This window comes from Microlunatus sp. GCM10028923, from assembly GCF_042666975.1.
In the GTDB taxonomy this organism is placed as follows: domain Bacteria; phylum Actinomycetota; class Actinomycetes; order Propionibacteriales; family Propionibacteriaceae; genus Microlunatus.
Window position 1 is genome coordinate 377820 of record NZ_JBHTFF010000006.1, and the last position, 12819, is coordinate 390638.

Here is a 12819-nt window from a genome sequence, read left to right on the forward strand (position 1 = left end):
CCGTCCGGCGTCGGAAAGAGCACCGTCACGGAGCAACTCCATGATCGACTTGGTGGCGACTGGCTCCTGTCACAATCAAGACCGAACGCTCGATCATGAACGCCGCCGGCGCCAACGCCTTCCACAAGATCAGCAGCGTTCGAGTCGCACTGATTCTGCTCCGCTGCTCTCCCGAACCCGTCGAGGTCGACGACATGACCAAGTGATCGATCAGAGATTCGCCGAATGGGTCCGTACTGAGACGATGTCGGCCTCATCGAAGGTGGAGTCATCGGAACGACCAGGAGGGTTTGAATGGCTGAGGTCGGGCGGATGAGTCTTCTGAGCCGGCTGATGCCGACGATCATGCGGCTCCGTCGGGCGAACAGGCATTACCTCACCCGGGACCACCTCCGCCGACAACTGCAGGACCTGCTGGAACGGCCGCAGCCGGTGGAACCGCAGGGACGGATGCGTCGGGGCGTCACGATCACGGCGACGACGGAACGAGGCTGGCGGGTCTACGCGATCACGCCGACGTCCACTCCCCCGCGCGGCACCGTCGTCTACCTACACGGCGGCAGCTGGATCCATCAGGCCGTCAAGGAACACTGGAGCTGGGTTCAGCAACTGGCCGACGAGGCCTCCACGACGGTGCTGATGCCGGTCTATCCGCTGGTTCAGCAAGGCGGCACGGCCGCACGTGTTGTCCCGGTCGTCGCGAAGCTGTGCGAGCAGGCCCCGGGCCCGGTCGTCCTGATGGGCGACTCGGCAGGAGGGGCGATCGCGGCCTCGGCGAGCCTGCTCCTCCGCGAACGTGAGGTTCCCGTCGCGTTGACCGCCCTGATCGCACCCAGCCTCGATCTGAGCATGAGCAATCCCGAGATTGATCTTGTTCAGCCGCAGGACCCTTGGCTGGTCAAGCGAGGACTGCTCGAGGTCGCGGAGCTTTGGGCCGGTGCGGATGTCGATGATCCGATCCTGAATCCGATTCACGGGGACCTGCACGGCCTGTCCCCGTTGATGATCTTCAGCGGTACGCGCGACATCCTGAACCCCGATGCCCGGCTGTTCGCCGACCGCGCCGCGGACGCCGGTGTCGACGTCAGCTATCGCGAGCTGCCGGGGCAGCTCCATGTCTACCCACTGCTGCCCATCCCCGAGGGCCGGCGGGCGCGTACGGAGATGGTCGCAGCCGTCCTTCGGGCGGTGACGGGACGCAGGCCGTTCGCTGAGACCTGACGGAGATATTGGATCGCGGGTGCTCAGCGGATCACCTACGATCCGGTACGTGCAGCGCATCACTCGTGATCAGTTGATCGGGCTGGACAGCTCTGGACTTCCCGCAGCCGCCACGGTGCGTTCCGGCGAACAGCTCGTCACCGAGACGATCGCGGCCACGGTCTCCCCTTTCCTCACCGGTCCGATCGAGGTCGACGGGCTCAACGCTGGAGACAGCCTCGCCGTCACGATCGACGACATCGACGTCCAGGGGCCCGGCTGGATCGGGTTCGCCGGCACCCGGCTGGCCTGGGAACCGTGGGGCGGAGTCCTGCGGGACCAGGCCGTCACCAGTGTCGAACGGACGGTCGAAGCCGACAATCATCTGATCCGGCTGTCGCCGTCGGTGTCGCTGCCCTCGCGGTTGATGGTCGGCTGGATCGGGCTCATCCTGCCTTCGTACGAAGCGGATCCGTGGGATCACGGTGGCAACCTCGACACCCGTACCCTCGGGGTGGGGTCGACGCTCTATCTGCACGACGAGACGGGAGCGGGCCGTTTCCTGATCGGTGATGTCCATGCCGCGATGGGCGACGGCGAGGTCAGTGGGGCGGGGGTGGAGATCGCCGCCGACGTCACGATCAGCGTCAAGGTGATCAAGGAAACCCGTCCGCACCGACCGATGGTGAGTCACGCTGCCGGCCTGTCCCATCTGTGCAGCCGATTCGTCGAGAGCGAGTCGTACCGGCAGTGCATCTTCGACGCGGCGCTGCACGTGGCCTACTCCCAAGGCGTCTCGTTCGGCGAAGCCAACGCCTGGCTCGGCGCCATCGGCGATCTGCGCGTCTCCAGCGTCGTCGCGCACACGCCGACCTACCGGATGGACGTCCCGCACGAGGTGCTCCGACCCGCGGAGGAACTCCTGCGCGAAGTCGACCGAACACGACTGCCCAGCTCCCCCAGACCTAGCTGATCTTGGCCTCGGCCCGTCGCTCAGTTCGCGAGATCACGGACGAGCATGCGAAGTTGGTGCGCAGACCGCGCGATGCCGTCATGATCAGCTTCGTTCACGCAGAAGGCCAGCGAACCCACCAAGATCATCAGGGTGTGCAGGTCCAACAGCCGTCGGTAGGTATAACCGGCCGGCGCACCATAGCCGGCCAGCAGCGGAGCAAGATCAAGCTGGGGTTCGTGCACCCGGAGGACGGCCAGATCATGCACCGGGGCGCCCGCCTTCCAATCGCCGAAGTCGATGATCCCACTGACCCTGACGATCGAACCGTCCCGGCCCTCACCCGTCACGAAGATGTGTTTGCAGCTGAGATCGCCGTGGCACAACACCCACGGCTCGGCCGGGACGTCGCGCACGTACTCCGACAGGAGTTCAATGAGCTGATCGAACTCCGACGCCGAGAACCCGGCGGCAAGCACCTGACCGCGTTCTGCCTGCCGGTGAGCCAACGCGGCCGCCATCGCGGTCGGCCCATCGGATTCATGATCAACCGGAACCTCGTTCAGGCGGGCGATCAGTTCGCCGAGTTCGATCAGCACGTCCCGCAGCTGCTGCGCGGAGAGCCGATCGATCACCTCACCCAACGGACGCCCGACCGCCGCTCGCTGCACCATGACAGGGAATTCGCGGCCGCCGACCTCGACCGTGTCGAGCAGGAGGATCTCCGGCGCGGGTACGCCGGCCGCCCTGGCCAGTTCGATCGCCCGCGCCTCGCCCGCCGACGCCGCGAGGGTGATGTCGTCGTCGAAGCGCAGAATCCGTACCACCAGATCTTGTCCCGCGGCGCAGCGGACCCGGTAGACCTCGTTCGAATAGCCCTCCAGAATCCGGTCCGCCCGGACCAGTTCGCTTCCGACCGCCCGCCGCACCACGTCGGCCAGCACCGAGCGTGGCGTACTCACCTGCGCGAGCTGCCACTCCGCGTAGGAACCCAGTCGCGACGACATGTCGGCCATACCAGCAGCCCAGGCTCCAGCTGCCAAGCCGTTTTACCCACAGCGGTGCCGAGCCTCTCGACCTTGCGGGCGCGGTGCCGCAGGATGAAGCCATGATCGGACGCTTGGAGAAGACCGTCTTCGACTGACCCGGCGGGCCATCCGTTCTGCCTGGTTCACGGCCGCAAGGTGCCGGATCCACGCTTCACGTGATCAACATCGCGCCTCGATCATGATCACCGCTCCGGAATCCCTGCCACCAATCGATCACACGCCTCGACCCAGTCCTCCGTACCGTCGAGGTAGCCGGCCCAGGCCTGCGTGATCGGCCCTCGCCACTGCGGCCACGCGCGGTCGAACAACCCCGTGGAGTCCGCGTACGTCCGATAGTCGACGCCGATGCCGGCGAGCGCACGCCGTACGGTCTCGCCGGTCAGATGGAACAGCACCACATGCCACAACTGGCCGAGGCCACGATCCGAGGTGTCGACGCGGTCCCTGATCGCCAGCCGCAGTGGGTTCGCCAGGGCATGGGAGGCCTCGTGCAGAAGGATCTCGACCGCGGTCCAGCCCTGACTGTCCGGGTTGGTCGTCGAGCACGTCAGGTGGGTGGGTTCGAGAGTCGTGTACGCGGGCACGCGGTGCCCGACCCAGACCGTGTCGACCCGCAGCACCTCCGCTGCGGGCAGCGTGCATCGGTACCGGCGTTGCAACTCGTCGAGAATTTCGGGCAGCCGGTCCAGCCGATCCGCGACCTGTGCCGACCAGGCGCGGTTGAGCTCATCCTGGGCCGGCCAATCGGTCTCGGCATAGAGCGGCCGTACCGGATCGAATACGTCCTGCCACCCGGCCGGAGGCGTCCCGTGGCCGAACACCAGGAAGGTCTTCAATTCCACCAGTTCCTGGTCGAACGGCAGGTCGCGGCCCGGGAACCGCTGCTGGTAGAACTCCACCGCGCGGACGAACTCAGGACGGTCGGCCACCGCCAGCTCCGCGGGCAGCGGCTGAGCGGAACCGGCCGACTCGGGGCTCGCGAACGCAGTCGCATAGAGGGCATGGTGCAGGTTCAGTCCAAGATCACTGAAGTACGCAAACGACGCCATCGAGTGATCGTAACGACCGGCGGGGCCTGATCACCCTCTGCCGACCAAGATCATCATCGAGCCGCACCAGCTCGCTCCCCCATCGAATGCCGGCGCCCGGTAAATCGCTCGTGCCCGGCGGGCCGCCCCCGTAGCGTCAGCTCGATGGTGGCTGCCCCGCCTTCCTTCGCACGTCTTCGATGAGGAGAATTCCCTTGAATACCGAGCATCCGTCAGCCGGCTGGACGACCTTTCTGAACCCGCCCGAGCCCGCCGAGCCGAGCGATCGCGGCGAGTTCGACCGGCTGATGCGGCCCGATCGCTACCCTCGATCGTCCACGTACGACACCGTCTGGGTGAGCCTCAACCTGATGGGACCCAACAGCCTCTGGCTGATGGAGGACCTGGCCGAGGGCCTCGACCTGCACGAAGGAGACCGGGTCCTCGACCTCGGCTGCGGCAGCGCCATCACGTCGATCTTCCTGGCCCGGGAGTACGGGGTCCGGGTCACCGCAGCCGACCTGTGGATCGACCCGACCGAGAACCAGGCGCGCATCGACGAAGCAGGTGTCGGCCACCTCGTCACTCCGCTCCGGGTGGAGGCGCACGCGCTCCCGTTCGCCCATGAATCCTTCGACACCATCGTCAGCGTCGACGCGTACCACTACTTCGGCACTGACGTGCGCTACCTGTCCCAGCTGAAGAAGCTCGTCCGGGCTGACGGCCGGATCGGCATCGTCGTGCCCGGCAACAGCATCGACCCCGACGACCGCCCCGACGACGTCCAAGGTCCGTGGCCGGACCGCCACGGCGCGGACTGGTTCACGTTCCGCAGCGCACAATGGTGGGAGCGGCATTGGCGACGTACGCCCGGCATCTCGATCCGGTCCAGCAGCATGATCAAGGACGGCTGGGAGCTCTGGCATCGTCATCACCTCGCCACAGCCGCCTGGACTGGCCAGCCGCCGGCCGAGGTCGGTGACGAGCCGATGCTCCATCACGAGGCGGGTCGCACTCTCGGCTTCGTACGCCTGATCGCGTCGGTGTCCTGACGACCTCAGAGTTGCAGGACCGCCCGCAGGCGTTCGATCGCGTCGGCCGTCTGGCCTTCGGTGTGGAGCACTCCCCTGATGCCGAGGTCCTCGGCCGCCTGCACATTCCCGGATACGTTGTCGACCAAACAGACCTCGCGGTACGGCAGGCCGAGCAGGCGGGACAGTTCGGCGAAGGCGCGGGAATCGGGCTTCGCGATCCCGATCTCGTGCGAGTACACGATCGGGTCGAAGACCCGAGAGAACCCGTAACGGGCCTCCTCCTCGACGCGCGCGCGCCGGCACCCGAGTTGCTCAGGATGCCCAGCCGGAACCGGCCGGCCAGTTCTTTGGTGATGAACTCCCACAGCTCGGTGTTGAGCTCGCCGCAGTACCAGTCCCAGAACCCGCGCCAGAAGATCGGGAACTCTGCATCGTCGAGATCGAAGGCGGCCCGATAGGAGGCCTGCAACTCGGCGTGCGGCGGATCTCCAGGAAGGTTCGCCACCCGGAACCGTCGGCTGAGTTCCGCAGCATCCCAACCCCGTTCGGTGCACAGTTGATCAAGCCACCCTGGCCGTACGCCATTGTCGATCACGTCCCCGATCTCCAGGACGCCACCGATATCGAAAACCACGGCGCTGATCATCTTGCGTACAGTACAACGAGGTCCTCCGTGTCCCGATTCGCCGTGGTCCCTCTCTTTGCCCCCCCCGCACGGGAACCACCGCTACGACTCGGGAGGCGCCACAGGTCGAGGCTGGTGGTGTGACAGGACGATCTCGAACAGTGCTCGGGTCGTGTCGGTGAGATCGAGGTCGGCGATCGCGGCGGGGTCGACGAAGATCATCTGTCGGCCTTCATGGCAGGCGACTTCGGCCTGGGCGAGCGGCATCCGCGCGGTGAAGAGCTCGACGTGATCTTGGCCGTGGACGGTGCAGGGCAGTTCGTACGAGCCCAAGGGAACCAGGGTGTCACAGACGATGCCGGTCTCCTCCGACAGCTCGCGCCGGGCGGCCGCCGCGGGTGTCTCGCCGGCCTCGACGCCGCCGCCCACGAGGCTCCACAGGTCGGGGTCGACCGGGGCGAATTCGTCCCGCTCCTGCAGAAGCAGCCAACCGCGCGAGTCCAGGAGTCCGACCAAAACCACCGAGTCCATGGTTCACCCTAACGATCCGAAATCGGGTCGCGCCGACCGCGCCCGACCTGACAGGCTGCCGTGTTGTGGACGTCGCGCGACTCGTCGAGGCCTCCTGGGCGCATCTGGTACGCGAGGTCGAACCGCTGACCGGCGGCCTGAACTCCGACACCTGGTCGGTGGCCACCGCTGCCGGCCGATTCGTCCTGAAGTCTGTGCCCGCGGACGATCGTGGCTTCATCAACGGTCTTGAACTGGCGGCTTCGTTGGATCGGCACGGCATCGCGACCGGGGCACCGGTCAGGACCGTCGGGGGTCAGCTCTTCGAGCAGGTCGGCGAGCGGTCGGTGGCGCTGCTCCGTTGGGTCGACGGCGAGGCCTTGTCGGTTGCCGATCCGCGGTCCGCACCCCGCATGGGTACGACTCTGGCGCGGGTCCACGAGGCGGGAGCCACGGAGACCGGCAGCCTGGACAACTGGCTGCGGGTGCTGCCGTTCTGGGGTGACTTTCTCGATATCGAGCCGTGGATCCGGCCCGTGGTCGAGAACGCGTTGGAAGCCGTCAGAGTTGATCATGCGAAGGTCCCGCTGACCTGGGCCGGGCTGCACGGCGATCCGTCCCCCAGCGCGTTCCTCGTCCGCGGTGACGACACGGGGCTGATCGACTGGGGTGCCACCATGCACGGGCCCGCGTTGTACGACCTCGCGTCGGCGGCCATGTACCTCGGCTGGTCCAACTCGGGCCAGGACACCGAAGCGGCGCGGTCCCGCGGTGAGGCCCTCGTCGCGGCGTACCTGAAGGCGAGGCCCTCCATGATCAACGAGGTCCGTCGGGGGCTCGCGCTGTATCTGCGGCTCCGGCTGTGCGTCCAGGCCGGCTACTTCGCGTGGCGTTGTGCGAACGAGGTTCGTACCGGCATCAGGTCGGAGGACGAGAATCGAGAAGGGCTCCGGCGCGCGGGAACGGCGCTGGTATCACGTTCTAGGCCGGTTCGGGTCCGTCAGGTGATCTTGGTTCCGAGGACCGCTCGTACCGGAACGTCCTCGACGTACGGCCGATGAGGATCCAGCGCACTCCGCAGACTCGCCTCGAGCTCGGCCCGCTCCTCGGGCGGCGGGAGCCGATCGACGGACAGCGAACTGTAGAGCCCGCCGACGAGATGATCGAAATCGAGTTCCTCGGTGGAATCGATCTTGACCTGGCTGACCTCGAAGCCGTTCGCGATCATGCTCTCGGCATAGCGCTGCCGGGCGTCTTCGTCGGTGCCGCAACTGTTCGTCGGGCCCGCTCCCAACCAGTCCTGCAGCCAAGCCCGCAACGCGCGCGACCAGTCCGAGTCCTGAAGCCACAGGGGAATTCCGTTGGACACGACGGCGATGCCGCCGCCGGGCCGGAGAAGTGCGCCGGCCGTGGCGAACAGCGTTTCGTGATCCATCCAGTGCAGAGCCTGCCCGATCGTCAGGGCACCGACTCGCTCCCCCAGCAGTGATTGCAGCAGCGGAAGGTCGGTGTCCTTTCCGACCATCCATCCCACGTTGGAGACTCCCTGCTCCAAGGCTGCCGAGCGTGCCCGAGCCAGCATGTCCGGTTCGGGGTCGACGCCGATCACGGCCCGGACCTGCCGCGCCATCGGCGTGGCCAACTGTCCCGTGCCGCACCCGAGATCGATCACCAGATCGTCGCCGCCCAGCGAGAACGCCTCGGCGACGGCCCGGATCAGTTCCGGCGGATAACCACGCCGGAAGCGGTGATACAGGTCGGAGATCTCGCCGCCGAATCCCAGGTCCATCGGACCAGGATGCCCGCTCCGGACCGGGACCGACCAGCCTTTCGGGCTTCCGGAGTGTCAGTGCTCCTTCGTACGGTCAGGAGATGGCAACGATCTGGCTCACCTCCATCGCAGAGCGGTACCGGGCGATCCTCGAAGACCTGGCCATCGCGATTCGTACCTGTCCGGACGAGCTCTGGGAGGAGAGCTTGTATCCGGATGACCCCGACCAACCGCCGACCTGGACGCCCCTCGATCCGGACGGGCGGCCGTTCGACGACGAAAAGGTTGCCGCGCAGAAGCGGCGGGCCCAGGGTTCGGTGTGGCGGACCGCCGCGCACATCCTGTTCTACACCGACGCCGAACTCTCCGCGACGGAGAAGGACTGGGCGCCGCCGGCACCGATGTCGCTGCACGACGAGGACCAGGATGTCGTGCCGCCGACCCACACTCGCGAGCATCTTTCGGCGTATGCCGATCATTGTCTGCGCAAGACCGACGAGTTCTTCGCCGGCCTGACCGACGAGCGAGCGGAACTGCCCGTCGCCGATACACACCGTCACAGCGGCACGCCGCTCGGCGAGATGCTCGTGGTGGGCCTGGCCCACCTCCAGATGCACACGGCTCAGCTCCGCACGTATCTGGTCACTCGTGGTGTCCCCTGGGCCGGCGAGTAGCGGACACCACGTGGCTCGGTCGGCGGCGTCGATACGCGGGCGACAGCCCCGATGCGGTGTACTGGGCGCCATGTGTGTGTCGTACGTCGAGGACGGGCCGCGTTCGGCCGGGATCGTCCGTGGCTAGAGCTCCGGGGCTGAGCGTTCGCCTCAAACTCACCCTCAGCTACGCCGCCTGCATCATGGCGTCCGGCGGCGTGCTGCTCGCGGTCGTCTGGGTGTTTCTGCTCCGGTACGTACCCGAGCGGATCCTCATTCCCGGCGCGGGAGGCCGGGAACCGGCGATGCCGAATCAGTCGGACCTGATCCGCGCATTCACCCCGCCGGCCATCGGCGCCGTGATCTTCCTGTTGATCTTCGGACTGATCGGCGGCTGGATCCTCGCCGGCAGCATGCTCGCACCGCTGAACCGGATCACCCATGCGACGCGGCTGGCCACGAACGGCTCGCTCTCGCACCGGATCCAGCTGGAGGGCCGCGCCGACGAACTGCGTGAGCTCGCCGACGCCTTCGACACCATGCTCTCCCGGCTCGAGACCCATGCCGTCGAACAGCAGCGGTTCGCCGCGAACGCCTCCCACGAGCTGCGTACCCCGCTCGCGATCACGCAGACCTTGCTGGACGTGGCGCACAGCGATCCTGATCATGACAACCGCGAACTCGTCGAACGCCTCCGCCACGTGAACACCCGGGCCATCGACCTCACCGAGGCCCTGCTCCTGCTCAGCCGCGCCGACCAGCGGTCCTTCAGCAAGGAACCGGTCGACCTGTCCCTGATCGCCGAGGAAGCCACGGAGACGCTGCTCCCGCTGGCAGAGCAGAGCGGGGTGATGATCAAGACCTCTGGCGACGTCGCCACCACGCTCGGTTCGCACGCGTTGCTGCTGCAGTTGACGACGAACCTCGTCCACAACGCGATCGTGCACAACCTGCCCGACCAGGGCTCCATCTGGGTCACCACCCGGGTCCTTCCCGAGAGCGTGTTGATCACGGTGGAGAACACCGGCGCGAAACTGGCGCCGTCGCTGGTGGCCACCCTGGCCGAACCGTTCCAGCGCGGCACCCAGCGCGTTCGTACGGACCATTCGGGCGTCGGCCTCGGCCTGGCCATCGTCAAGAGCATCGCGCAGGCCCACGACGGGACCTTGACCCTGACCCCGCGGCCGGGCGGCGGGCTCCGCGCCACCGTGCAGCTGCCGGCGGCCGATTCGCAGGCCTAGAAGCGGTCGAGTCGGCAACCGGCCAGTAGCGGCTCGTCGGTGCCCTCGATCAACTCCTGCGCGACCAGGCGGCCCACGGCCGCGCCGAGGGTGACAGCGGCGTGCATCACGGCGACATACAGGCCCGGCGCCTCGGCAACCGGGCCGATGATGGGTTCGCCGTCGGCCGGCATCGGGCGAGCCCCGACCCGGGCACTGAGCAGGTCGACGCCGTCGGCTCCGCGGAAGGTGGACCGGATCGCGGCGAGCGTGCGTTCCGGCGAATCCGCGGCGGCGATGAGCCGATCGTCGGCGATCTGGCGGAGATCGAAGTCCTCGGTGGTGACGATCCGGCCGACCAGACCGGCCGGTGCCCGGAACCGGAAGAGAGTCGCCGGCGACGGGGCAACCGGCACCTCGACGCCCAGCGGCGCGGCCAGGTCGGCCGTCGCCACTCCGGCGGCGAGCACGACGGCGTCGCCGGAGATGGAGTCCGTTGCCGTCTCGACCCCGACGACCCGGCCCGTGGCGTCTCGACGGACCGCTGTGACCGGGGCGTCCAGCTGGACCCGTGCGCCGAGGTCCCGCGCGGCCGCGATCATCCGGTCGATCGCGCCGACCGGGTCGACCCCGCCGTCGCCGGCCGCCCAGACGGCCCAGTCCGGGGCTTGCCGAAGGTTGGGCTCGAGCGCCGCAACGGCGGCACCGTCGATGATCTCCTCCCCCGGCCCGGCCTCCGGCGCGCTCCCTTCCCGGCGCCACGACAGCGAGCCGGCCCAGGTCACCGGCAGCCCGGGCAACTCGCCCTGCAAACGGCGATACTCGTCCGTCGCCGCCACCCGCAGCTCGGCGGCGGCGCCCGTGCGTACGCCGGCCGAGCCGATCCAAGCGAACGAGTTTGTCGTCACGCCACCGCCCGGCTGCCCGGCATCGACGAGGGTCACGGCGGCACCTGCCCGGGCCGCGTGGTAGGCCACCGAGGCGCCGACGATGCCCGCGCCGACGACGACGAGGCTGCTGATCCTTGGCTGGTTCGACATTCCGCCGAAGCTACCGGCTGGCCGGTGCCGCTGTCGTGGGAATTCGGATGACCTGCCGGGGATGGTTGGGCCAGACTTCGGGGTCATGGTGACAACGCCCCGCCCGATCATCGACTCGGTGGTGCGGTCGGTCTGCGGCCGCGGCGTCGATCAGCTCGCCCTCCTGGCCGGCGGCGGGATGAACGAGACGTACCGCGCGGAGCTCGGCGGGGCGATCACGGTCGTGGTCCGGATCGCCCGCCAGCCGACGCCGTGGTTCGTCGACGAGGCGCAGCTGATGACGCGGGCGCGCGAGGTCGGAGTGCCGACGGCCGAGGTGCTCGGACTGGTCCATCGTGATCATGAAGGGGAGCTGCTGTCCTTCTCCGTTCAGCAGTTCCTGCCGGGCCGTTCGCTCGCCGAGCTCGTCCGCGAACGTACCGCTGTTGATCTTGAACGGCTGATCGTGGACGCCGGCGAGATCATGGCGAAGGTGCACAGCGTCGGTGCGGACGACGGGCTCGGTATCCGGCACGACCTGCGCCGGCCCGAAGCCGACGAACTCACCAGGATCGCCGGCATCGTCGGCCGGACGCTCGACCCGACGGCAGCGGAGATCGTCGAGCGTGCTGCGGAGTTCCTGCGCCGGGAGATCTCGACCCGGCCGACGCCCCCGTTCTCGCTCGCCCAGGGCGACTTCCTGCCCAAGAATCTCCTGGTCCACCAGGGATCCGTGGCCGGCGTCATCGACTGGGAGTTCGCGGGCCCCGCCGCGCCGGCCTCCGACCTGGCCCGGTGGGAGGTGTCGGCCGGTGCCCGCTTCAACGATCGCTTGGACTTGGTCCGTCGGGGCTACGCCCGGGTGGCGGATCCGGAGGCAGCCGCGGCCGGCCTGATCCCCGCGTTCGCCATCGACTGGATGCTCGAGCTGCTCGCGTGGAAGAACCCCGCGACGCCCGCACAGTTCCGTCGTTGTGTGGAGCTGATGGCGCGGTACACGGACTGTTGATCTTGATCGGGTACGGATCAGGCCGATCGTAGGAGGTCTGCGGCGAGGGGTTCCGTTGCTGTCGGCCTGATCACTGCCGCGGCGACGCGAAGATCGTCGGCCAGCGAGGACCAGACGAGGTCGAGCAGTTCCTGCGCGTCGGCCGCCGCCACCGTCACCTCCGCCGGGGCCTGGTGGGTCGCCAGGACCTGCCGATCGGCGGACAGGTACGTCGTCGTCAGCACGCCGCTGCCGACCGCCACGTCGTTTACGGTCACGGTGCTGACGTACGTCTGCTCGGGGGTCAGCACGCTCGCGCGCGAGCCGGCGATGAGCACAGGCCCGCCTGCCGTGCGCGGCGCCACCACGGTGATCCGCGGCGTCCGCAGCGGCGGGTCCGGCTCGTACTCGATGCCCTGGACGGCCTGCGCCGGTCCCATCGTGGCGAGGTTCGTGATCACGGTGTCGACCTGGTCGCCGTTGCCGACGACGCACCAATCGGGCCCGGCCGACGCGGCACGGTAGTGGCGCAACGGATCGTGCTCGGTGACGCCACGCGGCCGCGCGTACAGGGAATCGCCGTCCAGCACCAGGACGCGCTCACGACTCGCGGCGCTGCGCCCGGTCATGAAGTAGACGATGCAGAGCCCGTCCGCGGGGGTTCTGGTCACCAGGAGGCCGCGTCCCGGGTAGTCGTTGTCCGCCAGCGCTTGCCGTACCGAGGTCTGCACGGGTGCATCGTGCCATACGTACCGAATTACGGATGATCA

The 12819-nt window shown here is 68.0% G+C and carries 14 protein-coding genes; 7 read left to right on the forward strand and 7 right to left on the reverse strand.

Annotated features, from left to right (window positions below; all coding sequences use genetic code 11):
- The first annotated feature begins 450 nt into the window (after window positions 1-450).
- Together ACFQU4_RS17300 and ACFQU4_RS17305 are read left to right on the forward strand one after the other, a co-directional pair.
- Window positions 451-1221: an alpha/beta hydrolase fold domain-containing protein gene (locus tag ACFQU4_RS17300; RefSeq protein WP_377494057.1), complete on the forward strand. Its 771-nt coding sequence runs from the start codon at window positions 451-453 to the stop codon at window positions 1219-1221.
- Window positions 1222-1270: 49 nt separating this feature from the next.
- Window positions 1271-2173 carry an acetamidase/formamidase family protein gene (locus ACFQU4_RS17305; RefSeq protein ID WP_377494059.1) on the forward strand — a complete coding sequence of 301 codons (903 nt, stop codon included), beginning with the start codon at window positions 1271-1273 and terminating at the stop codon, window positions 2171-2173.
- A gap of 20 nt (window positions 2174-2193) precedes the next feature.
- Here the strand turns inward: ACFQU4_RS17305 and ACFQU4_RS17310 are convergent, their stop codons facing one another.
- The gene (locus ACFQU4_RS17310) at window positions 2194-3159 is read right to left on the reverse strand and encodes a phosphotransferase family protein (RefSeq protein WP_377494061.1); all 966 of its coding nucleotides are present in this window, start codon (window positions 3157-3159) and stop codon (window positions 2194-2196) included.
- A 224-nt stretch (window positions 3160-3383) separates the two neighbouring features.
- Window positions 3384-4250: a hypothetical protein gene (locus tag ACFQU4_RS17315; protein WP_377494063.1), complete on the reverse strand. Its 867-nt coding sequence runs from the start codon at window positions 4248-4250 to the stop codon at window positions 3384-3386.
- 194 nt (window positions 4251-4444) lie between these two features.
- On the opposite strand from ACFQU4_RS17315, the gene ACFQU4_RS17320 reads away from it, so the two are divergent.
- On the forward strand, window positions 4445-5281 hold the full coding sequence (locus ACFQU4_RS17320; protein WP_377494065.1) for an SAM-dependent methyltransferase: 837 nt from the start codon (window positions 4445-4447) through the stop codon (window positions 5279-5281).
- 5 nt (window positions 5282-5286) lie between these two features.
- On the opposite strand, the gene ACFQU4_RS17325 is transcribed toward ACFQU4_RS17320, so the two are convergent.
- Window positions 5287-5502, reverse strand: coding sequence for a hypothetical protein (locus ACFQU4_RS17325; RefSeq protein ID WP_377494067.1), 216 nt, complete (start codon window positions 5500-5502; stop codon window positions 5287-5289).
- A gap of 488 nt (window positions 5503-5990) precedes the next feature.
- Window positions 5991-6419 carry an NUDIX domain-containing protein gene (locus ACFQU4_RS17330; RefSeq protein ID WP_377494069.1) on the reverse strand — a complete coding sequence of 143 codons (429 nt, stop codon included), beginning with the start codon at window positions 6417-6419 and terminating at the stop codon, window positions 5991-5993.
- A 65-nt stretch (window positions 6420-6484) separates the two neighbouring features.
- Between ACFQU4_RS17330 and ACFQU4_RS17335 the strand changes: the two genes are divergently transcribed.
- Window positions 6485-7459, forward strand: coding sequence for a phosphotransferase enzyme family protein (locus ACFQU4_RS17335; RefSeq protein WP_377494071.1), 975 nt, complete (start codon window positions 6485-6487; stop codon window positions 7457-7459).
- Here ACFQU4_RS17335 and ACFQU4_RS17340 read toward each other — a convergent pair.
- Window positions 7399-8187 (reverse strand): class I SAM-dependent methyltransferase, encoded by a 789-nt coding sequence (locus ACFQU4_RS17340; protein WP_377494073.1) that lies wholly within the window; start codon window positions 8185-8187, stop codon window positions 7399-7401. The genes ACFQU4_RS17335 and ACFQU4_RS17340 overlap by 61 nt on opposite strands.
- An 83-nt stretch (window positions 8188-8270) precedes the next feature.
- Between ACFQU4_RS17340 and ACFQU4_RS17345 the strand changes: the two genes are divergently transcribed.
- Window positions 8271-8843 (forward strand): hypothetical protein, encoded by a 573-nt coding sequence (locus tag ACFQU4_RS17345; protein WP_377494075.1) that lies wholly within the window; start codon window positions 8271-8273, stop codon window positions 8841-8843.
- A gap of 119 nt (window positions 8844-8962) precedes the next feature.
- Complete coding sequence (locus ACFQU4_RS17350) at window positions 8963-10063, forward strand: sensor histidine kinase (protein WP_377494077.1); 1101 nt, start codon at window positions 8963-8965, stop codon at window positions 10061-10063.
- Here the strand turns inward: ACFQU4_RS17350 and ACFQU4_RS17355 are convergent.
- Window positions 10060-11082: an NAD(P)/FAD-dependent oxidoreductase gene (locus ACFQU4_RS17355; protein WP_377494079.1), complete on the reverse strand. Its 1023-nt coding sequence runs from the start codon at window positions 11080-11082 to the stop codon at window positions 10060-10062. The two genes, ACFQU4_RS17350 and ACFQU4_RS17355, sit on opposite strands and share 4 nt — an antisense overlap.
- 85 nt (window positions 11083-11167) lie before the next feature.
- Between ACFQU4_RS17355 and ACFQU4_RS17360 the strand changes: the two genes are divergently transcribed.
- Entirely contained in the window at window positions 11168-12070 is a 903-nt protein-coding gene (locus tag ACFQU4_RS17360) for a phosphotransferase enzyme family protein (RefSeq protein WP_377494081.1), read from the forward strand.
- A gap of 17 nt (window positions 12071-12087) precedes the next feature.
- On the opposite strand, the gene ACFQU4_RS17365 is transcribed toward ACFQU4_RS17360, so the two are convergent.
- Window positions 12088-12780: an IMP cyclohydrolase gene (locus ACFQU4_RS17365; protein WP_377494083.1), complete on the reverse strand. Its 693-nt coding sequence runs from the start codon at window positions 12778-12780 to the stop codon at window positions 12088-12090.
- Window positions 12781-12819: the final 39 nt, after the last annotated feature.

Excerpts from the sequence above, each read along its gene's own strand:
- ACFQU4_RS17330 (WP_377494069.1), bottom strand. The coding sequence starts at position 6,419 with ATGGACTCGGTGGTTTTGGTCGGACTCCTGGACTCGCGCGGTTGGCTG.
- ACFQU4_RS17315 (WP_377494063.1), bottom strand. The coding sequence starts at position 4,250 with ATGGCGTCGTTTGCGTACTTCAGTGATCTTGGACTGAACCTGCACCAT.
- ACFQU4_RS17360 (WP_377494081.1), top strand. The coding sequence starts at position 11,168 with ATGGTGACAACGCCCCGCCCGATCATCGACTCGGTGGTGCGGTCGGTC.
- ACFQU4_RS17310 (WP_377494061.1), bottom strand. The coding sequence starts at position 3,159 with ATGTCGTCGCGACTGGGTTCCTACGCGGAGTGGCAGCTCGCGCAGGTG.
- ACFQU4_RS17300 (WP_377494057.1), top strand. The coding sequence starts at position 451 with ATGCGTCGGGGCGTCACGATCACGGCGACGACGGAACGAGGCTGGCGG.
- ACFQU4_RS17355 (WP_377494079.1), bottom strand. The coding sequence starts at position 11,082 with ATGTCGAACCAGCCAAGGATCAGCAGCCTCGTCGTCGTCGGCGCGGGC.
- ACFQU4_RS17345 (WP_377494075.1), top strand. The coding sequence starts at position 8,271 with ATGGCAACGATCTGGCTCACCTCCATCGCAGAGCGGTACCGGGCGATC.
- ACFQU4_RS17340 (WP_377494073.1), bottom strand. The coding sequence starts at position 8,187 with ATGGACCTGGGATTCGGCGGCGAGATCTCCGACCTGTATCACCGCTTC.